At 53.8% G+C, this 21,443-nt stretch carries 22 protein-coding genes; 11 read left to right on the forward strand and 11 right to left on the reverse strand.

Annotated elements, in window-relative coordinates:
- Positions 1-13: 13 nt before the first annotated feature.
- From hisC to hisG, 3 genes are read right to left on the reverse strand one after another with little or no spacing between them, the layout of a single operon-like run.
- Positions 14-1,117 (reverse strand): histidinol-phosphate transaminase, encoded by a 1,104-nt coding sequence (gene hisC, locus ACF8D4_RS13195; RefSeq protein WP_392465242.1) that lies wholly within the window; start codon positions 1,115-1,117, stop codon positions 14-16.
- 5 nt (positions 1,118-1,122) lie between these two features.
- A complete protein-coding gene (gene hisD / locus ACF8D4_RS13200; RefSeq protein ID WP_392465244.1) occupies positions 1,123-2,511 on the reverse strand; it encodes a histidinol dehydrogenase in 1,389 nt (462 codons plus the stop codon).
- A 3-nt stretch (positions 2,512-2,514) separates the two neighbouring features.
- Positions 2,515-3,411 carry an ATP phosphoribosyltransferase gene (hisG, locus tag ACF8D4_RS13205; protein WP_025011635.1) on the reverse strand — a complete coding sequence of 299 codons (897 nt, stop codon included), beginning with the start codon at positions 3,409-3,411 and terminating at the stop codon, positions 2,515-2,517.
- A gap of 553 nt (positions 3,412-3,964) precedes the next feature.
- Between hisG and ACF8D4_RS13210 the strand changes: the two genes are divergently transcribed.
- Positions 3,965-5,905 (forward strand): ATP-dependent DNA helicase, encoded by a 1,941-nt coding sequence (locus ACF8D4_RS13210; RefSeq protein ID WP_392465246.1) that lies wholly within the window; start codon positions 3,965-3,967, stop codon positions 5,903-5,905.
- A gap of 120 nt (positions 5,906-6,025) precedes the next feature.
- Here ACF8D4_RS13210 and hemB read toward each other — a convergent pair whose 3' ends face one another.
- The 4 genes from hemB to ACF8D4_RS13230 form a co-directional block, all read right to left on the reverse strand.
- Positions 6,026-7,036 carry a porphobilinogen synthase gene (gene hemB, locus ACF8D4_RS13215; RefSeq protein ID WP_062793790.1) on the reverse strand — a complete coding sequence of 337 codons (1,011 nt, stop codon included), beginning with the start codon at positions 7,034-7,036 and terminating at the stop codon, positions 6,026-6,028.
- A gap of 151 nt (positions 7,037-7,187) precedes the next feature.
- Positions 7,188-7,622, reverse strand: coding sequence for a hypothetical protein (locus ACF8D4_RS13220; protein WP_052678927.1), 435 nt, complete (start codon positions 7,620-7,622; stop codon positions 7,188-7,190).
- 44 nt (positions 7,623-7,666) lie between these two features.
- Entirely contained in the window at positions 7,667-8,602 is a 936-nt protein-coding gene (locus ACF8D4_RS13225; RefSeq protein ID WP_045283835.1) for a zinc dependent phospholipase C family protein, read from the reverse strand.
- 179 nt (positions 8,603-8,781) lie between these two features.
- Positions 8,782-10,077: a hypothetical protein gene (locus tag ACF8D4_RS13230; RefSeq protein ID WP_392465249.1), complete on the reverse strand. Its 1,296-nt coding sequence runs from the start codon at positions 10,075-10,077 to the stop codon at positions 8,782-8,784.
- 169 nt (positions 10,078-10,246) lie between these two features.
- Between ACF8D4_RS13230 and tsaB the strand changes: the two genes are divergently transcribed.
- From tsaB to rnd, 7 genes are all read left to right on the forward strand, one after another.
- Positions 10,247-10,963 carry a tRNA (adenosine(37)-N6)-threonylcarbamoyltransferase complex dimerization subunit type 1 TsaB gene (tsaB, locus tag ACF8D4_RS13235; protein ID WP_101060147.1) on the forward strand — a complete coding sequence of 239 codons (717 nt, stop codon included), beginning with the start codon at positions 10,247-10,249 and terminating at the stop codon, positions 10,961-10,963.
- Between the two features lie 59 nt (positions 10,964-11,022).
- Positions 11,023-11,325 carry a hypothetical protein gene (locus tag ACF8D4_RS13240; protein WP_025887740.1) on the forward strand — a complete coding sequence of 101 codons (303 nt, stop codon included), beginning with the start codon at positions 11,023-11,025 and terminating at the stop codon, positions 11,323-11,325.
- A complete protein-coding gene (locus tag ACF8D4_RS13245; RefSeq protein WP_144131144.1) occupies positions 11,312-12,019 on the forward strand; it encodes a M50 family metallopeptidase in 708 nt (235 codons plus the stop codon). Before ACF8D4_RS13240 ends, ACF8D4_RS13245 begins: the two co-directional genes overlap by 14 nt.
- Positions 12,020-12,145: 126 nt before the next feature.
- The gene (locus tag ACF8D4_RS13250) at positions 12,146-12,991 is read left to right on the forward strand and encodes a class I SAM-dependent methyltransferase (protein ID WP_208140505.1); all 846 of its coding nucleotides are present in this window, start codon (positions 12,146-12,148) and stop codon (positions 12,989-12,991) included.
- A 21-nt stretch (positions 12,992-13,012) separates the two neighbouring features.
- On the forward strand, positions 13,013-13,906 hold the full coding sequence (locus tag ACF8D4_RS13255) for an alpha/beta fold hydrolase (protein ID WP_025887744.1): 894 nt from the start codon (positions 13,013-13,015) through the stop codon (positions 13,904-13,906).
- A 204-nt stretch (positions 13,907-14,110) separates the two neighbouring features.
- Positions 14,111-15,784, forward strand: coding sequence for a long-chain-fatty-acid--CoA ligase FadD (gene fadD, locus ACF8D4_RS13260; RefSeq protein WP_028781476.1), 1,674 nt, complete (start codon positions 14,111-14,113; stop codon positions 15,782-15,784).
- A gap of 71 nt (positions 15,785-15,855) precedes the next feature.
- A complete protein-coding gene (gene rnd / locus ACF8D4_RS13265; RefSeq protein WP_123117229.1) occupies positions 15,856-16,965 on the forward strand; it encodes a ribonuclease D in 1,110 nt (369 codons plus the stop codon).
- 139 nt (positions 16,966-17,104) lie between these two features.
- Here rnd and minE read toward each other — a convergent pair whose 3' ends face one another.
- Genes minE through minC form a run of 3 tightly spaced genes read right to left on the reverse strand, consistent with a single transcriptional unit; the run spans position 17,105 to position 18,870 of the window.
- A complete protein-coding gene (minE, locus tag ACF8D4_RS13270; protein WP_028781478.1) occupies positions 17,105-17,365 on the reverse strand; it encodes a cell division topological specificity factor MinE in 261 nt (86 codons plus the stop codon).
- A 3-nt stretch (positions 17,366-17,368) separates the two neighbouring features.
- Positions 17,369-18,178, reverse strand: coding sequence for a septum site-determining protein MinD (minD, locus tag ACF8D4_RS13275; RefSeq protein ID WP_025011627.1), 810 nt, complete (start codon positions 18,176-18,178; stop codon positions 17,369-17,371).
- A 26-nt stretch (positions 18,179-18,204) separates the two neighbouring features.
- Positions 18,205-18,870: a septum site-determining protein MinC gene (gene minC / locus ACF8D4_RS13280; RefSeq protein WP_028781479.1), complete on the reverse strand. Its 666-nt coding sequence runs from the start codon at positions 18,868-18,870 to the stop codon at positions 18,205-18,207.
- Positions 18,871-18,992: 122 nt separating this feature from the next.
- Here minC and ACF8D4_RS13285 point away from each other — a divergent pair, with 122 nt between their 5' ends.
- From ACF8D4_RS13285 to ACF8D4_RS13295, 3 genes are read left to right on the forward strand one after another with little or no spacing between them, the layout of a single operon-like run.
- Entirely contained in the window at positions 18,993-19,280 is a 288-nt protein-coding gene (locus ACF8D4_RS13285) for a YcgL domain-containing protein (protein ID WP_054745582.1), read from the forward strand.
- 15 nt (positions 19,281-19,295) lie between these two features.
- The gene (locus ACF8D4_RS13290; RefSeq protein WP_107004896.1) at positions 19,296-20,273 is read left to right on the forward strand and encodes a lytic transglycosylase domain-containing protein; all 978 of its coding nucleotides are present in this window, start codon (positions 19,296-19,298) and stop codon (positions 20,271-20,273) included.
- 47 nt (positions 20,274-20,320) lie between these two features.
- On the forward strand, positions 20,321-20,761 hold the full coding sequence (locus ACF8D4_RS13295; protein WP_025887752.1) for a YcgN family cysteine cluster protein: 441 nt from the start codon (positions 20,321-20,323) through the stop codon (positions 20,759-20,761).
- A gap of 88 nt (positions 20,762-20,849) precedes the next feature.
- Here ACF8D4_RS13295 and dsbB read toward each other — a convergent pair whose 3' ends face one another.
- Positions 20,850-21,362, reverse strand: a complete 513-nt coding sequence (dsbB, locus tag ACF8D4_RS13300; RefSeq protein WP_107004895.1) for a disulfide bond formation protein DsbB — start codon at positions 21,360-21,362, stop codon at positions 20,850-20,852.
- Positions 21,363-21,443 lie beyond the last annotated feature (81 nt).

Here is a 21,443-nt window from a genome sequence, read left to right on the forward strand (position 1 = left end):
CTGATTATTATCGTTATTGCACCTGGCTCAGGGCGGCTAGCAGCCGCTCGGTATCTGAGTCATCGCTGAAACTGAAACGTATGGCGTCGACAAGACGCGGATCCCGGTAGCTGCGGGCGACTATGCCAAAGTGCTGCAATTGCTCACGCACCTTGGGGGCATCGGCGAAATACGCCAGCAGATAGTTGCCGCCACTTGGCAGTACCCGGGCACCGAGTCTTTCCAGCGCCGCAGCCACTCTTTGCCCCTGGGTCTTGAGCAGCGCCACATCGGCCTGCATTCTGGCTATGCCCTCAGGGCTTAATGCCAAAGCCGCCAAGCGTGCCACAGGGACAGGTACCGGGTAGGGGGCCAGCACCTGTTTTACCATCTCGATAATGCCTTCATTGGCCAGCATAAAGCCGCAGCGGGCTCCGGCCAGGGCAAACGCCTTGGATAGGGTGCGCAGCACGACCAGGTTGGGATACTCCTTGAGCAAAGAGGCGGCGCTCAGCTCGGGACTGAATTCAATATAGGCTTCATCCACTACCACCAGCGTGTCTGGCATGGCCTCGAGCACCCGCAGAATTTCACCCTGGCTTACCCAGGTGCCTGTGGGGTTGTTGGGGTTGCAGATAAACAGCAGTTTGGCGCCTTGGGCCTGGGTTAACGCTTTGGGCAACTGAAAGTTGTCATCCAACGACAGCGCCTTGACCTCGACATTGAAGGTCGCGGCGCTGATGGCGTACATGCCGTAGGTGGGGCCAAAGAGGGCGATGCTGTCTGCCCCCGGGGTGCAAAAGGTGCGGATCAGCAACTCTATCGCTTCATCGGCGCCGCGGCTGCAGATGAGCTGCAAATCTGAGACTCCGGCATAGGCGGCATAGGCGGCTATCACCTCTGGCGGCTGGCACTCGGGGTAGCGGTTGACCCGGTCGATATCCGTGTGGTTGAAGGGGGATTCGTTGGCGTTGATCCAGACTTCCCCCTGGCCGCCAAGGCGCCTGGCGCTTTGATAGGGTTCGAGTGCCAAGAGCTCGGGGCGAGCCAGAGTAGCGGCAAGCTCGCGGCTTTGGCGGGTAACGGCTATTGTTCCTTTCTTGGCATCCGCAGTGGGGGTATTGATGGCTGCAGGCATGGCTTTTATTCCTCCATACTCGCGGACGGCGCGCGCGATGATGAAACACTCTCGGATAAAGCACTTGGGGATGAAGCACTCTCGGTTGAACCTTCGGGGCCGGATACCCCAAGAGAGGCCAGACGCAGGGCAACGGCATTGCTGTGAGCGTCAAGCTGCTCTGCCTGGGCCAGGGTCATTACCGAGGGCCCCAAGGCGCACAGACCTTCGGCACTCAGCTCCTGCACGGTAAAGCGGCGGCAGAAATCCGCCAGTGACAGGCTGGATACCGACCGGCTGTAGCCGTAAGTGGGCAGAACATGGTTGGTTCCGCTGGCGTAATCACCCACAGATTCCGGGGTGTAGGGGCCGAGAAACACCGAGCCGGCGGCGCGAATTTGTGCCAGCAGCGCTCTTGGGCTGCGGGTCTGGATGATAAGGTGCTCGGGGCCATAGCGGTTGGAAACGGCTGCAGCTTTATCCAGTGAATCGAGCAGTAAAATACGGCTTTCGGCCAATGCCTGGCGGGCAATGTCGGCGCGGGGCAGGGCCGCAAGCTGCTTGTCCAGCTCTTGGATGACGGCTTTTGCCAGCGATTCACAACTAGAGAGCAATATCACCTGAGAGTCGGGACCGTGCTCGGCCTGTGACAAGAGATCGGCCGCAACAAAGGCTGGATTGGCAGTCTCATCGGCGATGACCAGCACTTCGGATGGCCCCGCCGGCATGTCGATACTGACTCGCGCCCTGGGATCCTGGGACAACTGGCGCTTAGCTTCGGTGACATAACGGTTGCCGGGGCCAAATATCTTGTCCACCGGTGTTATGGTCTCCGTGCCCAATGCCAGCGCGGCAATGGCCTGGGCGCCACCGGATTGGTAAATCTCTTCGATGCCGCATTCGCTGGCGGCGTAGATGATGGCGCTGTCTATTGGTGCCGGGCTTATCAAGACCCTGCGGCGACAACCGGCAATTCGGGCCGGCAGCGCCAGCATCAACACAGTGGAAATCAGCGGCGCGCTGCCGCCCGGTATATAGAGGCCGACGCTGTCTATGGCCTCACTTCTGAGTTCACAGCGTACTCCGGCCTGGGTATTGATATCCAAAGTCTGGGGTTGCTGCGCGCTGTGGAACACATCTATGTTGGCCATGGCGGTCTTGATGGCGTCTTTGAGCTCAGGGCTAACGTCCTGGGCTGCGGCCTTTATCTGCGCCTGACTGAGGGCGATATTCTCAAGGGGGATATTATCAAAGCGCTCACTGTACTCCCTGAGGGCTTGGTCTCCCTTGGCGGCGACGGCCTCAATGATCTCGCCGACGCTCTGCTCGAGCGCTTTGCTGCTTACCAGGGAGGAGCGCTGGAGTGCAGCGGCCTGCTCGCTTTCGCTCAGTGTGTCCCATACCAGATACTGCATGCTTCACCCCATCATCTTTTCAATTGGCATTACCAGAATCGAGCTGGCACCGAGCTTGGTCAGCTCTTCCATTGTGTCCCAGAACAGATCTTCTGTGCTGACCGCGTGGATGGCGACCCGGTTGCTGTCATCGTTGAGCGGCAACACTGTGGGGTTCTCGGCGCCGGGCAGCAGGGCAACAATCTGCTCCAGGGTTTCAGTGGGAGCGTGCAGCAGGATATATTTGCTTTCACGGGCACGGATGACGCCGTTGACCCGGCTCATCAGCTTGTCGATCAAGGCCTGTTTGGCCGGGGTTTGGGTTTGCTGTGATTGGATGACACAGGCCATGGAGCGAAAGATCACTTCGGTCTCGTACAGGCCGTTGGCTTCCAAAGTGGCGCCGGTGGAAACCAGATCGCAGATCCCGTCGGCGAGTCCGGCACGGGGGGCGACTTCTACCGAACCCTTGAGCATACAGTCTCGATAACTTATGCCTTTATTTTGCATAAAACGGCGAAGCAGGTTGGGGTAGGAAGTGGCAATTCGCAAGCCTTCCAGTGAGGCGGCGTCCTGATAAGGGAACTCACTGGGTACCGCCAGCGACAGACGGCAGGCGCCGAAGTCCAGTTGTCTGAGTTTGTTGCAGGCCGAAGGTTTGCCCAGTGTCTGCCGTTCTATCTGCTCCTCTTCCAGCACATTCTCGCCAATGATCCCTAAATCGACCACGCCATCCATGACCAGGCCGGGAATGTCGTCATCACGTACCCGCAGCAGATCCAGCGGCATATTGTCGGCGTGGGCTATCAGACGCTGTTCATTGACGGTGAATTTTACGCCGCAGTTTTTCAGCAGTTGTTGTGATTCTTTCGAAAGCCGGCCCGATTTCTGGATGGCGATGCGCAGTCGATTTGAAGTCATAGTGGTCATTCCTGTTGGTCAATTCAATCTTGGTTAAAAAACTCAAATCCGGAAACGAAAAACCCCCGGAATTCCTTCCAGGGGTTTTCAGATCTTATGAATCAACCGCCAGAAGGAATGAACCTTCGGCAGTCAGCTCCGAAGGCTACCGCTCGTGGTGGTGATGATGGATAGCGTTGCGAAGCTGTGTCATGTAATAAATCCTGTGATTTCACGCTGTAATTTTGCAGCGCATAAACATTCAATTCTGAGCCAATTCGGCTGGTGTGTTTTAAGCTAATCCCTTTGACTGGAATTTGCAACACCCAAAATCAAAAAATGTCTGCTGCTTGAAAAGGATTCATCAAGCGGCCCGCTTGGGCATAAGTTTGCGAATCGTTAGCTAAAGAGTTGGTGTAAGTGGCTATGTTAACTATGTCAGCTATGTCAATGCCAACTCTGTCAACTATGCCAACTCTGTCGGGTAGAGCGGCTTGGCGATAAGGTTTGTCCCTTGTATCCGTCACTCAAATAGCGATAATGCACGCCATACCCCAGGGCAAAATGGAGCACAATGCGTAATCGACTCGTCAGCGAAACGGCACTGGCCTTCGCCCCGGGCGGCCCTTTGGCCTCCAATATCAGGGGCTTCAAGCCTAGAGAGCCGCAACTGGAGATGGCCCGCGAAGTGGCCCAGTTACTCTATGGGTCAAGCGGCGCTGCAGTGCCTTTGGTGCTCGAAGCCGGCACCGGGGTTGGCAAGACCTTCGGTTATCTGATCCCGGCGCTGCTCTCCGGCAAGCAGGTGATTGTCTCCACCGGCTCAAAGAACCTGCAAGAACAGCTGTTTTATAAAGATCTGCCGGCCTTGCTGCAGATGCTGGATCTGCAAGTTCGGGTGGCGCTGCTCAAAGGGCGCAACAATTATCTGTGTCAGTTGTTGCTGGAGCAGCAGTTGGATGGCGCCCAGAGCCGCAGCCCGGAAGTGCTCGATGATCTGCTCAGGATAAATCAATGGGCCGCGGCCAGCACAGATGGCGATCTCGGTACTCTGGCCACGGTTTCCGAACAGTCGCCGGCACTGGCGCTGGTGGCTTCTTCGAAAGAGCGCTGCACCGGCAAGCGCTGCGCCTTCTATGACAGCTGCTTTACCCGCAAGGCCAGACAGAAGAGCCTGGAAGCCAGGATTATCGTGGTTAACCATCATCTGTTTTTTGCCGACAGGATCCTCAAGGATACCGGCTTTGCCGAGTTGTTGCCCGATGCCGATGCGGTGATTTTCGATGAGGCTCACCTGCTCGCCGATATTGCCGTAACCTACTTTGGTCGCCAGCTGTCGCTCGCGACCATGCAGCGAGTGCTTGAGCGGGTGGAAGCGGTATATCAACAGGAACTCAGGGATACTTCACAACTGAGCGATCTCGCCAGGCGCTGCGGCTCCCGCCTGGCGGATTGGGCGCAGATGACCCAGGCTTCAGGGCAAAGCGACTGGCGCCCCTTGTTGGCCGATAAAGAACTTGCGAGGCAATGCTGGCAGCTGCTCGAAGAGTTTCGGGCGCTGGAGCGGGTGATGCTGGCCAATATCGGTCGCAGTGATGAACTGGATGATTGCCTGGAAAAATGGCTAGATTACTGTAGGCAGCTGGAGCAGTTTTTCAACTGTGAAGATCAAAGTGCGGCTTACAGTATAGAGCAGGGCAGTCGCCTGCCGACGCTGAGAATGGCGCCTATTGATGTTGCCAAGGCGTGTCAGGCGCTGTTTGAGGTGCAAACCCGATGGCTATTTACCTCGGCAACGCTACAGGTGAATCGCAGTCTGAACCATTTTTGCCGGACATTAGGGCTTAAGGGGGCCAGGGAGCTTATTCTCGACAGCCCTTTTGACTATCGGCGCCAGGCGATTTTGTGTGTCCCCAGGGAGCTTGGGGATGTGCGCTCTGAAGGGGATTATCAGTTTCGGCGCCTGCTTGAGGTGTGCGAGCAGGCGATTAATGCTGCCAAGGGCCGAACCTTTATTTTGTTTACCAGTCACAGGATGCTCCAACGGGTGGCGCAGGCGCTTCATGGTCGCAGCCGTTATCCACTCTTGGTGCAAGGCAGCGCTGGTAAGCAGACCTTGCTGAAAAAGTTTCGTCAGCTGGGTAATGCCGTGCTGCTGGGCACCGGCAGTTTTTGGGAAGGCGTGGATGTGCGCGGCAAGTTACTCTCTTGCGTGATAATCGACAAACTGCCCTTTGTGTCTCCGGACGATAATCTCTATCGCGCCAGAGCCGCAGAGATCAGTAAGCGACAGGGTGACCCCTTTGTGGAGTTGGCCTTGCCCCAGGCTGTGATAGCACTCAAACAGGGTGTTGGACGGCTCATTCGTGACGAGAGCGACCGCGGTGTGCTAATTCTCTGTGATAATCGCATCGTCAATCGCAGCTATGGTCAGGCATTTCTCAACTCCTTGCCTCCCATGTACAGGACCCGCAATTTGCAATCTGCCTTGTCTTTTCTTGAAGGGATAGGTTGATTAAAAACAGTTAGATACTGTATTTTAGAGTGTTAATTCAATTTTTGGAACAAATAAATTGATAGTAAAAAGGCGCCTAAAACTAGGCGCCTTTTGCTCTCTGTCTCTCTGTACTGGCTATTAGTCGCGATCTGCGGCCAGCCAGGAAGCAAATTGCTTGGTGTAGTAGCTGACAATCAAGCTGGCACCGGCGCGTTTGAAGCCGACAAAGCTTTCGGTAACCACAGCTCTTTCGTCCAGAGCGCCGGCCAGAGCCGCGAACTTGATCCCGGCATATTCACCGCCCACATGATAAGCCGCCAAAGGCAACTCGGTACGCTCTCTCAATTGTGACAACACATCCAGATAAGGCGTACCTGGTTTAACCATCAGAATATCGGCGCCTTCCTCTTCATCGAGCAGGGCCTCTAACAGCGCTTGCCGGCCATTGGCGCTATCCAGTTGATAACCTTTACGATTGCCGCTGAGTTCACAATCTACCGCCGCCCGGAATGGACCGTAGAAAGAGGAGGCAAACTTGGCCGAGTGGGCCAAAATGGCAACATTTTCAAAACCGGCCGCATCCAGGCCCTCGCGTATGGCCCGGATTTGGCCGTCCATCATGGCCGAAGGGGCCAGCATGTCGGCACCGGCGCGGGCAGCGCAGACAGACTGCTTGACCAGGTTTTCCACAGTCGCGTCATTACAAACTTCATTGTGCTCAACCACACCACAGTGGCCGTGATCTGTGTACTCGCAGAAACAGATATCCGGGATCACCAGCATCTCGGGCGCTTCCTGCTTGATGGTGCGGATCATCCGTGCCAACAGGCCGTCATCGTTCCAGGTATCGCTGCCGATGGCATCTTTATGGTGTGAAATACCAAAGGGCATCACATAGCGGATCCCGAGGGCCTTCAGCTCACGGATCTCAGCTGCCAGCATGCTCTCGGGCAATCTGCTGATCCCGGGAAGGGTGCTGATGGCCACAGGCTCAGTAATGCCTTCTTCGATGAAAAGTGGGTGTACCAGATCTGTCAGGGAAACTTGCTGCTCGCGAACCAGATCCCGCATGGCTTCTGAGCTGCGAAGACGGCGAAGGCGACGAAGAGGTTTGGTGAAGCTGCCGTGACGGCAATGACTGTCTGACATGAGATTTCCTTTACTGCTATGGCGGGTGCCTGTTTGCCGAATATTGTCTCAAGACCCGGTAACCAGCACTAAGCTATTGAGGTTAAAGGGGCGCGAGCGCCCAAGTGCGCCTAGGATACCCTTTGCAGGAAACGCGATACTATGACAGGGATCACAGTTCATCCAGGCAGATGTTGGCAGGTGCAATACTGGTCTCACAGGGATGTGTTCCCTGTTGCCAATGTTGTTTGTCGAGCTTTGCGGTGCAGCCACTGTCTTCCATCAGGGCCCGCTCACCGTCTGCGCTGCAAAGCAACAAGAGGGCATGATCCTCGATACGAAACAGGTGCAGTTGGTATTGACTGAATGGCTCGAGCAGGGAGGCGTCATGGGCTGTGGCCAACGCCAATAAAGTTTGGCCGTCGAGGTTGGCCGGATGATTTTCATAACGTATGGTGGCTTCGGCCGCGCTGGTCACCTTGGTCAGTGCCGGTGCCAGTTGTTGGTATTCCTGATCATGCCTGTCACCGAGACCGCAGCCACCAAGTGTCGGTAGCAGCGCCAGCAGCAGGCAGACGATTGGGCCTTGATGGAAAATTGATTTCATCCTTGAATCCTTATCTACAAATAGTAGGTCGGTGCTAGTTCCTGTTAGGTCTGTTCCTGCCAAAAGGCCAGTTTACCTGCGGCATCCCGGCCCGTGTCCAAATTCCAATCTTTGATACTTTCCAGATAGGCGCTGTCTTGCTCCAGCACACCGCTGGCGATAAGTTGCCAAAAGTGTTTGACGTTTTCTCTGGCGCGCAGAAAAATCGCGTCATAGTGCATATCGCCTTCAGGGGTGGTCAGGGTTAAATACGTTTTTTCAATCTGCTCCTGCTCCGGATATAGGACGGCGAACTTGACGCCCAGGTGGCGGGCAAACGGCAGCAGTCTGTTGCCTTCCTCGGCAATCTTGTCCACCACAGTGATAAAGCCTTTATGCCAGTCATTGATGGCTGGCGGATTATTGGCCCATTCCTCTATATATACATCTTTGAAGCAGTTGTCCCACAATTTCTCTATGACAGGATCCAGTTTCTGACCTGTGGCATCGCAGCAGGCGGCAATACCGGAATCCAGGTGTTCTGACAGACCTATTGCCCCGAGATTGAGCTTGGGATAGATGTAGGCATCCTGATGCATTTCACAATACCTGTGGGCATCGGCGTTTTCTTTGTAGGGGCCTACTTTCATCTCAATAACCGGATGGACAGTGACATCTGCGATCACATGGGCACAATAGCCCAGCAACCAGGCCAGGCCCTTGTCGCGTTCTTCCCCTTCACTGCAGGCCAGGTGACGAACGCCGGCTTTGAGCATTTCGCCGCTATGCTGGTAATGCATCTTGTCGGCCCAACTTTTGGCCTGTTGGCGGTCATTGAGAGCGAGATAGGGATAATCCGGGCTGACAGCCCCGAGCTCGCAGTACTTGAAGTGCTTCAGTAAGGCGCGAATAGCGTCCTTGGGCATATGGGTAACCGCCTCCAGCTCAAGTGGCTGTCTGAGGCTATTGACCAGTGTGAGGTGTGCATAGGCGCCTGGCATTCCCTGGCCTCCAATCCTTTGCTGTTGCGTGCTGTTCCTTGAGGTTAACCTTAGCCGCTGAAGGTGAAAACGGCCATAGCCCGAAGCTACTATCAAGCGCAATTCACTCAAGAGTAAATCAGACTGGCCGCTTTCCTTGGTTGAGGCCTAGAAACCACCATGTCACCGCCCGAAAACAGCTAGGAAACGGCCGGTGAAGCCTGGGCTTTACTGTGGCGGATATGGCGCTCCACCAGAGCGCCTATCAGGTACATCATCAAGTAACCGCAGCCGAGGGCGAGGATCACCGCCACCACATTGGCCGTCAGTTGCCTGAGCAGGAAGAAGGCGCCTACCAGAGTAATGATGCCGGCCAGGCGGATCAGCAAACTGGCATTGAAGTAGCCTTCGGCTTTGATATAGGCCAGTTGATAACCGTTGAGCATCAGAAAAATGAAGAAAATGGCATAGTGCAGCAGTACCGGCACGGCGCCGTGATACTGGGGCGGAAACAGCATTCTGAATAGACTCTCGCCGCCCAACAGCATGACAACAAAGAAACTGATGCTGACAATCAGCGCCAGCTTGTAGAGCCAGTGTTTGATGGCGCGGATCTGTTCATTGTCTCTAGTGCGAACACAGACCGCCAATTCCGGCAATACGAAGCGGTAGATAGGGAATACAAACAGCAAGGTCATGTAAGTAAATACCGGCCTGACCACCACTTGGAAATCCCCCAGCTCTTCGACACTGAAATAACGTATGGTCAGTAGTACGGTAATATAGATCATCAGAATGCTGGAGCCTGCCTCGAGCGAGGCGGTCACGCTGCGCTTCATAAAGCTTTTCAGCGCCGGCTCCAGATTGACCTTGGCGAGCGGCGCGGTGGCGATTTGACGCCGCCTTCTCAGATACATAAAGGCCGCGATAATCAGAGACGACAGCGTCGTGGCGTAAAAGAGAGCTCCCAGCGGCGCCATACTCAGCCCGTAGTAACACAGGGCAAAGGCCAACACCAAAGACAGCGGCTCCATCCAGGTTACCTTGTTGCTGATTTCATAGAGACGATACATGGCAACCAGGTTGGTAAAGTACACCTTGAGCCCCATGCTGACTATGATGCCCACCAGTTGCAGGTACTCCACATCTAAGGCGAGTTTGTGCTTGATATAGGGCAGTATGATGCCCCAGGTCAGCAGCACTACAAGGAGCAGCACATAGCGGAAAATATTGATGATATCCCTGTCGTTGCGGGTCTGGCTGTAAGACACCACCATAGACGAGCGAAAGCCTGTCATCAGGATCAGTGACAGCGAGATGATATCGATAACCGTGTGGTAGATAGCCAGATCCGCCTTGGGAACCCAGCTTGCGAGCCAGACTTTAAAGGAAAACCCGATGGCTATGCTGATGAGCGTGGCCCAAATACCGGCGACAAAGGCACGTTTCAACCGCGAAACTGCGGTTTCATTGGAAGACTGAGAGAGGCTGGACATAACAGACGCTAACCGAAAAGGGGACTCCATATTAGTTGAGAACTGTTCTCATTGTCCATGATAAGGATCACAAGGGCAGATCCGGGCTTGGTTTCGGCGTATTTGATGGTATGATCCCGCCGCTATTAACTCGCCGAAGGCCATACCTTCGCCCATCAAGGTTTAACCCATGACATCGACTACACTTGCCAATTCTCCTGTTATTCTGGCCCTGGATACCTGTACCGAACTCTGCTCAGCGGCGCTGGCATGGCAAGGTGGCAGTATTGCGGAATCTGTCGATGCGCCCCGTGAACACAGCCAAAGATTGCTGCCCATGATAGAGAACTTGCTGAGCCAATCCGGACGCAAGATGCAGGATATCGGCCTTATCGCCTATGGCCGTGGGCCGGGGAGTTTCACCGGTATCCGTATCTGCACCTCTATGACTCAAGGGTTGGCGCTGGGGCTGGATGTCCCTGTAATCGGCATCTCTACCTTGGCCGCCATGGCGCAGCAAGCGATAACTGAACATGGTGCGCAGCAGGTGATTTGTGCCATAGATGCCCGCATGGGCGAAATCTATTGGGCGGCGTTTGAACAGGAATCCGGTATGGCCAAACTGGTTGGCATAGAGCAAGTGAGCGCCCCTGAGACAATGACCTCGCCCTTTGCCAATACGGACAAGGTGTATTGCTGCGGCACCGGGTTTGATGCCTATCCGGCACTTTTACAACATGCCGAAAACTTGACCTTGCTGGATGCGGTGAAATATCCTCAAGCCAGTGCTATGCTTGCTTTGGCAAGCCTTGGTTGGCAACAAGGGCAGGCCACCTCGGTCGACGAGCTGGCGCCTGTGTATTTGCGAGATACAGTTGCCTGGAAGAAACTGCCGGGAAGGGAATAGAGCTTCAGGTGGGTTAACTGCCTCAAGGGCTTGGGGCAAACGGGGATCAAACCAGTATCATGATGATCAAGCAGACGGGACATCCGGGGGCAGTTCAAAGTCTGTCGCAGGCGGTAGCCGGCAACAGGCCTCCTGAACGTGCCCAGCAAACCGTTGAGACTCAGGATGAAATCCTTGTCAGCCCATCCAGGCAGTTGGTCGAGTTTGACAGCCAAGCCCTTAACGACAAATACCAACAAAGAGAGCAACTGAAGCGGGAAACCGCAGGTCATTCTGATGCTATCGCCCTCTATCTGAATACCCAACACGCCGCGCAGCGGGACGCTATCTCAGCCATGGTGGGCATAGATGTCTACGCCTGACAGTCCCGCAGCCGATAACGCTTTTATAAAACCTTCCCATTCTCTGCCGTTGCCGGGAAGAGGCCAGTTTCTGCTGGAACTTTTGCTGGCCTTGATGTTGACTCATCTGCCCTATGTCTCTGTACCCTTCAAATGGTTGGAAAGCTATTTCCATGAATTGTCCCATGCGCTGGCAACGCTGTTAAGCGGCGGGATTGTCAGCCATATCCAACTCTTTCCCAATGGCGCCGGTTTCTGCTTCAGTCAGGGGGGCTGGCCGCTCCTTATCGGATTCAGCGGTTATTTGGGGGCGGCCTTTTGGGGCTGCCTGCTTTACCACCTGGCCACTTGGCCGCGGGGGATCCGTATAAGTTTTGCCTTTATCGGCGCCTTGGTGTTGCTCACCATACTGCTGTGGGGGCGGGACTTACTGACCCTGAGTATCCTCATTAGTCTGAGTGTATTGTTTCTGCTGCCGCTGAAATTTGGCGGCAATCGATTGCTCAGTGGCAGCCTGCGCCTGGTGGCCTTGATGGTGATGCTCAATGCGCTTGCCAGTCCTGCTGTGTTGCTGGGGCTGGACGACAGGGGGGATGCGGTATTGCTGGCTGAGTACAGCTGGGTGCCTGCGTTCGTCTGGGTATTGCTGTGGTTCGCTTCCGGCTTATTGGCGCTACTGCTTTGCTGGCGCCGCATAGATGGAAAATCAAACTGATCCTTGGCAAGTCTGCCACTCACTGTTAGCTTGAACTGTAATCTTATTTGGCACCAGTGCGTGCCAAAAAGTCGTTTCGGCGGGTCTGTTGCCGCAGCATAAATCCACATTCAAAGGAGAAGGGAAATGGAATACAAGCAATTCAATCGCAAGCTGGCAACGCCGCTTGGCAAGGCTTTGTTGGTGGCTGGCATGCTGCTTGGCAGCGGTGCGGTGCAGGCCGGCGAACCGGCTTTGCTGGAGGCTGTTAACAGTGACTTTCGCCGGGAAGCCAATGTCGAGCGCGACCAATATCGTCATCCAGAGCAGACACTGGCATTTTTCGGGATCACTTCGGAACAAACCGTAATTGAGCTCTGGCCAGGCGGCGGCTGGTACACAGAAATCCTGGCGCCTATGTTGGCGGGCAAGGGACAGTATATTGCCGCCGGTTTTAACACTGCGCCGCAAGAAGACACCCCGGGCAGCCGTTATCGGGCCAAAGCGGGCAAGCGTTATCTAGAATGGCTGCAAGCCCACCCCAAAGAGCTTGGCAAAATCGAACTGGTGGTTTTGGATCCTCCCGCACAGGTAAAACTGGGAGAAGATGCCAGCGCGGATGCTGTACTCACTTTCAGAAACCTGCATAACTGGGCCAGTCAGGGGCAACTGCAAACCGTGTTTCAGGCTGCCTTTAATGTGCTTAAAAATGGCGGCGTCTTTGGTGTGGTTGAGCACAGGGGCAAAGCCGGTAACGGCCCTGATAGTGGCTACATGATGCAGGATGAGATGATAGCACTGGCAGAAAAGGTGGGCTTCACCTTGGAAGCCAGCAGTGAGATCAACGCCAATGCCAAGGACAGTAAGGATTATCCCAAGGGCGTCTGGACCTTGCCGCCGACATTGCGACTGGGTGAGCAGGACAGGGACACTTATCTCAAGATAGGAGAAAGTGACCGTATGACACTCAAATTTATCAAAAAAGCGAACTGATACACTGACAACAGAGGCATTATGTGGCAACCTTCCGCCCCCGTAAAAGCACTGAAGATCCCGCTGCCGCACCTCACGCTGGCGGCCCAATGCTGGGGAGCGGAAGATAAGCCGCTGTTACTGGCATTGCATGGATGGCTGGATAACAGTAACAGCTTTGCCCCTTTGGCCGAAAAGCTGATGACCGATTATCGTATTCTTGCCATCGACTGGCCTGGACATGGTTTATCGGGTCACAGGCCAGGGCGTTATCCGCTGCACTGGATTGATTACCTGTACGATCTTGAGCTGCTGCTGGACCACTTGGCCGGCGATGCACCAGTCACTCTGTTGGGGCACTCCCTTGGGGGGATCGTCGCCAGTGCTTATGCTGCAGCGTTTCCTGAACGAGTCGATAAGTTGCTGTTGATTGAAGCCTTCGCACCTCTCTATGAGGCGGTGGAGCAGGCCAAACCCAGGCTGAGAAAGAGCTTTGCTGCCCACAAGCGTATGCTCGGCAGCAAACGTAGCCAAGTGGTTTATGACAGTATTGAGCCGGCCATCAAAGCCAGAGTGCAGTTGACCGGATTGGCCGAGCCCTGGTCCAGATTATTGGTGACGCGCAATATGCAAATTGATGCCCAGAGTGCCAGTTGGCGCAGTGACCCAAGGCTGCGACTCGACTCGCCGATGCGACTTTGTTTTGAGCAGGTAGCATCCCTGATGCAGGGGATCGCCATCCCCAGCTTGCTTATCACGGGTGAACAGGGATTTCCTGGACTGGTGCAGAGTTTACCTCAGGCCCGCGCCTGGTACAGGGATTTGCAGATAGTACAACTACCAGGGGATCACCACCTACATATGGGGAACGCCGATGAGGTAGCGCAAACTCTGGCCGGATTTCTCCAAGGTAGAAAATCCAATCCGGGGGACTAGGCAAATAAAAGCTTTTATGTGATGATGATCAAAATTTTAAACGCCCGTATGATTTTTGCGGCGCGAAAGTTAACTACCAAGAGTCGAGGCCAAAGGCCTTAATAAGAACTTTATAAAAATACTCAGTGCTTTGCCCGCAGACGCTGCGGGCTTTAACGACAGAGAGAGTCGTTTCCGCTGAAGACGGAATTTTAGGAGAGATTTGTGGACCAGCCCTGGATTAACAGTTTGCCTGCCGACGTGCCTGCCGAAATTGATGCCAGCCGCTATGCTTCCTTGCTGGAGATGTTGGAATCAGCGGTCAATACCTATGCCGACCAACCCGCATTCGTCAATATGGGCGCAACCCTGACGTACCGAAAACTGGAAGAGCGCAGCCGTGCCTTCGCCGCTTATTTGCAAAATGATCTCAAATTGCAAAAGGGCGATCGGGTGGCGATCATGATGCCGAACCTGCTGCAATATCCCATCGCCCTGTTTGGTGTGTTGCGGGCCGGCATGGTAGTGGTCAATGTCAATCCGCTTTATACCCCAAGAGAGCTCAAACATCAGTTGGTCGACTCCGGCGCCAAGGCGATAGTGGTGGTGTCCAACTTTGCCAGCACACTGGAGCAGGTGGTCGATCAAACTCCGGTTAAAAACGTGATTATCACAGGGCTTGGCGATCTCTTGAGTGCGCCCAAGCGTACCCTGGTTAATTTTGTGGTGAAGTATATCAAACGCCTGGTGCCCAAATACTCTCTGCCACACGCCATCTCTATGCGCCGGGCGCTTCGGGCCGGTAAAAAGGCGCAGTACGTCAAGCCTGTGGTCAAGAGTGACGATATCGCCTTTTTGCAGTATACCGGCGGTACCACTGGCGTTTCCAAGGGCGCCATGCTCAGCCATGGCAACATAGTTGCCAACGTATTGCAGGCCAACGGTGCTTATGCCCCTTTGCTCAACGACGGCAAAGAGTTTGTGGTAACCGCCTTGCCGCTTTACCATATTTTCGCCTTAACGGTGAACTGTTTGTTGTTCCTGCATAAAGGCGCCAATAACTTACTGATCACCAATCCCAGGGATATCCCGGGATTTGTGGCCGAACTCAAGAAAACACCTTTCACTGCTCTCACTGGGGTGAACACCCTGTTCAACGCCCTGGTCAACAGCGAAGAGTTTGCCGCTCTGGACTTCTCCCGCCTCAAACTCTCTATTGGTGGCGGTATGGCGGTGCAGCGCGCCGTGGCTGACAAATGGCAGAACATCACCAAGACTCGCTTGCTCGAAGGCTATGGCCTGACCGAAGCTTCACCTCTGGTAGCTTGCTGCCCTTACGATCTGGCCGGTTACAACGGTTCTATCGGTTTACCTGCGCCTTCGACGCAAATTCAAGTGCGGGGTGATGACGGTCAGGTATTGCCTCAGGGTGAGACGGGCGAACTTTTTGCCAAGGGGCCTCAGGTGATGTTGGGCTACTGGCAACGTCCGGAAGAAACCGCCAAAGTGATCGACAAAGACGGTTGGCTGGCCACAGGCGATATCGGCTATATGGATGAAAAAGGCTTTTTCTATATTGTCGATCGCAAGAAGGATATGATCCTGGTTTCCGGCTTCAACGTCTTCCCCAATGAAGTGGAAGAGGTGGTGGCCTTGCATCCCAAGGTGGTTGAAGTGGCCGCTGTGGGCGTACCGCATGAGGTCAGTGGTGAACTGGTGAAGATTTTTGTGGTGGCAAAAGACAAATCTTTGACCGAGAAGGAGCTTATCAAGCACTGTCGCCATCATTTAACAGGATATAAGGTGCCGAAGCTGGTAGAATTCAGGGACGAATTGCCGAAAACCAACGTAGGAAAGATCCTGCGCAGAGAACTCAGAGATGAGGCCAAATCTGCATAATATAAAGAGCCGGCGCCAGCCGGCTCTTGTGTTTCCGGGACCTGGAAACTCGCGCAGGATGGGAGTTGAATTTGCAAGATTACCTGTATGTAAAAGATGACGCCACTCTGGCGCAGCTGGTGGAGCAGTATCGCGAGGCTAAATTGCTGGTACTGGATACCGAATTTGTACGCACCCGCACTTACTATGCTTGTTTAGGGCTCATTCAGGCCTATGACGGCAAGACCCTGGCTCTGATAGATCCCTTGGCCATCTCGGATCTGTCGGGCTTTTGGGCCTTGCTGACCGATGAGAAGATCACCAAGTTGTTGCATTCCTGCAGTGAAGACTTGGAAGTGTTTGCTCGCCAAGGCCAGTGTCAGCCCAAGCCTTTGTTTGACAGTCAACTGGCGGCAGCCATTGCCGGCATGGGCCATGGCTTGGGTTATGCCAAGCTGGTGCATGAGTGCCTGGGAGTGGAGCTCGACAAGGGCGAGTCCCGCACCGACTGGCTGAAAAGGCCGTTATCAGAGGCGCAGCTCAGTTATGCCGCCAATGATGTCTATTATCTCTACCAACTCTATCCTCAGCTGCAGCAGAAACTGGAGCAGCAGGGCAGGCTCGAGTGGGTATTGGAAGAAAGCCAGCGCATGACAGAAGGGCGTCTGGACGCGCCGGATGAAGACACAGCCTATCTTAGGGTCAAGAACGCCTTTCAGTTGAGTACACCACAATTGGCTGTGCTCAAGGTGCTGGCGGCTTGGCGTTTGCGTAAAGCGTTGGCAAAGGACATGGCGCTGGGTTTTGTCATGAAAGATCATGCCCTTATCGGCTTGGCTAAGCGTCAGCCAAGAGGGATCAATGATGTGCTTTCCATGAAAGAGCTGACGGATCATGAAAAGCGTCTCTACGCCAAAGATGTGCTCAAGGTCATGGCCAAGGCGGATATGAGCAATCTGCCGGAGCCCTTGGATGTGTTGGCTCTCAAGCCGGGATACAAGAGCGCCTTCAAGAGCATTAAGCAGTGCTTGACCGAGATTGCTGAATCCGAAAGTGTGCCTATGGAGTTGCTTGGATCCAAGCGTCATATTCACGAATATCTTGAGTGGGTATGGGACGGCAAACAGGAGCCCACACCCTTGGTGTTGCTGGGCTGGCGTGGCCAGCTGGTGGCTGACAAATTGGCCAAGCTGGCACTCTGAACCTGGTTGATGAAAGTGAAAAGGCGCCCAAGGGCGCCTTTTTGTGACTGCAGCAGTACTTTACATAGATACTTTATTCATACTTTGGCTTCAAATGTATGCTCTTGATACCCTTTGCTTTTTATCGAAAAAGCTTGCCTCAAGGGCGGTCCGGCAGAGTTACATTGAGCTCGAGTACCGACAGGTTGTCATCGTTTTGATCCAGCTGCACAGATACCTGTTCTTCAGAGATATGCACATACTTGCGGATCACTTCAATTATCTCCTGCTTCATCTGCGGAAAGTAATCCGGTGCCCCGCGCTCGCCGCGTTGATGGGCAACGATGATCTGCAAACGTTCCTTGGCGGTTGCCGCGGTGCTGCTTTTCTTGCTGCTTCTGAAATAATCGAGTAATGACATAATTTAGCTACCAAATATTCGTTTAAGGAATCCCTTCTTCTCTTCCGCGACGAAACGCAGCGGAAGCTCTTCACCCAGCAGACGAGCCACAGTGTCCTCGTAGGCCTGTCCGGCATCGCTGTCGTGATCTATGATCACTGGCACCCCTGAGTTGGAAGCCTTGAGCACTGCCTGAGACTCAGGAATAACTCCGAGCAGTTGTATTGCGAGAATTTCCTGCACATCTTCCACACTGAGCATTTCGCCGGTTTTCACTCTGGCAGGGGAGTAGCGAGTCAGCAGTAGATATTCCTTGATGGGCTCAAGCCCTTGCTCGGCACGACGGCTACGGCTTTGCAGCATGCCAAGGATCCTGTCTGAGTCTCTGACCGAGCTGACCTCAGGGTTGGTTGTCACTATGGCAATATCGGCAAAATAGAGTGCCATCATGGCGCCGGTTTCAATACCTGCCGGAGAGTCACAGATGATGTAGTCAAAGTCTTTGCTCAAATCATCAAGTACCTTGCCGACACCTTCTTTGGTCAGGGCATCTTTGTCCCTGGTTTGGGAAGCCGGTAAAACGAACAGTTTATCGCAGCGTTTATCTTTGATCAGCGTTTGGTTCAGATTGGACTCGCCGTTGATGACATTGACAAAATCGTAAACAACCCGACGCTCACAGCCCATGACCAAATCCAGATTACGCAGGCCGATATCAAAATCGATAACAACAGTCTTGTGTCCTTTAAGCGCCAAGCCGGTAGCGATAGCCGCGCTCGATGTGGTTTTGCCCACACCGCCTTTACCTGAGGTGACAACAATAATTTGTGCCATGTTCTATTTTATCCTTTCCATCTGCCTTATCCGGGCAGCGATTCAACGATTAATGACTCACCGCTGAGCCTGATACAACCACTCTTGGCGGTACAGTGTTGCTGCAGGTTTTCAGTCAACCAGTACTGTCCCGCAATCGAAACCAGTTCAGCTTCCATGGACTGGGCCAGGATCACGGCATGTTTATCACCGCTGGCTCCAGCCATTGCCTTACCACGCAGTGCCCCGTATACATGAATGCTACCATCTGCAATGACTTCTGCGCCATTCCCTACTGCACCAAAAACGATTAAATCACCGTCTTTGGCATAGATTTGTTGCCCGGAGCGCACGTTTTGTTTGACTATCTTGGTGACTCTCGGGGGGGGCGGTGGCAATTCCGACTGTTTCCCGGCTTTGATGCTGGCCAATCCCTGCGCCTTGGCGGCTTCATTGAGTGCCTTATCGGCGGCAGTCACACCAACTATCACCAGTTGTCTTTCGGTCAGTCCCTGGCGCAGCCCTTTGAGATCTATGTCCGTGCCGTTGACCTGACTTAAGTTGAGCACCAGTGGAGCGTTGAGGAAAAACTGGGGAGCCTGGGCGAGCTTGCCATCGAGCTCTTTAAAAAGGGCGTCCAGATCTGGGGTATTGATATGAAGTACAGAGAGCGTAAAAGAAGAGCCCTTTAGCTCTAGACTAGGTTTTGGCATCCCGGCGTCATTCTCCAGAAAATGAGCAGTCAGATTGCGTGACAGCGTTATATTCCAAGGCGTCCATGTTATAGTGTGCCCCGATGAGTGGCAAGTTTGAACCCATGGAAATTGATACAATTATGATCTGTGCAGTCTATAAGAGCCTGAAAAAAGCCGACACCTATTTATTCGTCAACAAGAAAGGCCAGTTTGATGATGTACCTGCTCCCTTGATGCAGGTATTTGGGCCGCCACAACTGGTAATGCTGTTGCCGCTGCAAAAAAGGCAGCAACTGGGTATCGCCGATATCAACAAGGTCAAAGCAGAACTGGCGGAAAAGGGCTATTATTTGCAATTGCCGCCACCGCAAGTGGATATGCTGAAGGAGCTGAGACGCAGCAAGGGCATGGATGATCATTCTGCTTAAGGAATAACGCGTTTTATGGATAGACTTTCCCTGGTGTTTATTTCGCTGCTGGGCGCGTCGCTGACCAATGTCTGTGCAGCGACCGAAGGCAGTTTTGAGCGGTATCTTGATAAATTAAAACAGGACGCAGCAACGCAAGGGATAGATCAACTCATATTGGATAAGGCCTTCAGCCAGATAAAACTGTTTAAAAAAGCCTCCAATGATGACAAGACAGCCCCCGAACCGCCAAAGGATCTGGAGCACTATATCCCCAAGGCGATCAGTGAGGAGATGGTGGTAAAGGGTCGGGTACTGGCCGAAGAATATCGACCGCTGCTGGTCAAACTTGGTAAACAATATCGGGTGCAGCCCAGGTTTATTCTGGCACTTTGGGGGCTCGAGTCGGATTTTGGCAATCAGCAGGGCGGTTATCCTGTGCTTTCCGTGACGGCGTCACTGGCCTATGAGGGACAAGAGGTTTACCGCGATGAGTTTTTTGCGGCGCTGAAAATTCTCGCGTCACAATCGCTCGACTTTAACGAGCTCAAGGGCTCGAGTACCGGTGCCATGGGGCCTTTAGGATTGAGGCCAAGCGCCTATCTGCAATACGGCAGCGACGGCGACGGTGATGGCAAGATCGATATCTGGAACAGCTTTGCCGATGGCTTGGCATCTGTGGCCAACTACCTGCAGCAAACGGGCTGGGATGACACCCAAACCTGGGGACGCCAGGTCAAAGCGCCCGAGTCCATAGAGAACAGCCAACTCGGAGTGGATTATCAGGCGAGTTTCAGCCATTGGCAGCAGTTGGGCGTTCGTCGTTACGATGGCGGCGATCTGCCTGGCCGGACCGATATGCAAGTTTCATTGATCATGCCAGATGGTGTCACCGGAAGGCACTATCTGGTATACCAGAACTACCGCGCCTTGCGAAGCTGGCAAAATTCAGACTATTTCGCTTTGGCGGCGGCTTATCTTTCCGAGCGGATCAAGTATCCACCCCGGAAATAGTGTAAAATAGCCATCACGCAAGCTTTCAAGAACGAACCAACAAATTTATGTCCTTCTGGTTAACCAAGACCCTGGCCGAAATGACTCCGGATGAGTGGGAGTCTCTCTGTGATGGCTGTGGGAAATGCTGTCTCAATAAGCTCATCGATGATGAAACCGATGAGCTTTACTATACCAATGCGGCCTGCAAATTGTTGTCTGATAAAGACTGCAGCTGCATTCACTATGAAAAACGCTTTGAATTTGTGCCTCTGTGCACCGCGGTGACGGCGACGAATATCGGTGAGCTGGACTGGCTGCCGGATAGTTGTGCTTATCGGCGTCTGTATCTGGGGCGGCCATTGCCTTCCTGGCACCCACTTTTGACCGGCTCCAAGGATGCGATGCACGAAGTAGGGATGTCGGTGAAGGGCAAGACGCTTTGCGAGAGTAAAGTGCGCGATCTTGAAGATCATATTGTACTCTGGCCACTGAAGGACTTGGATTGATGTCATCCAGGCATCAAGAGTAAAAAGCCAAACACGATTGTTTGGCTTTTTTATGCTCATAGGAAACCCGCTAGCTTGAATTGAATACCTAGTTACGGCCCTTGCTCAGAATAGGTACAACATAGAGCAGCAGTGCTACCAGATATGTGGCAAAAGCAACAATCATCCACTGCGACATAGTGATGCCGATAAAGCTCCAGGGAATATCAGTGCACATGCCTGTTGGCATAAATATCGAAGGCAGCCATTCATGCAGTGGCATCCAGGAGGGGAAGTCCGGCAGGAATGAACAGGTGGAAAAAGGCGAAGGGTTTTGCTGCATATCGTTGAGTTCAATGGCCAATCTCAGCCCCCAACTGGCGCTTATCCCCCACAGCAAGGCTGCCACAAGTCGCACTGGACGTACACTCGGCGCAAGAAAGCCTATGATGCCGGCCAGCAGCAATCCCAATACGGCCAAACGCTGGTAGATACACATGACGCAAGGCTCGAGCTGCATCACATGTTGAAAGTACAACGCAGCCAGCTCCAGAGACAGGGCGCTGAGCGCCAGAATTCCCCAGGCCATGCGAGAGTGGGCGAAACGTATCATTGCTGTCAAAACTATTCTCCATTGATTACCCATCAGTCCAAGGCGAGGTGGGGTAACTCCTCAGATGGATATGACACCCATAAAAAAACG

It is taken from the genome of Shewanella sp. YQ_9 (assembly GCF_043103185.1).
GTDB classification, from domain to species: Bacteria; Pseudomonadota; Gammaproteobacteria; order Enterobacterales; family Shewanellaceae; genus Shewanella; species Shewanella algae.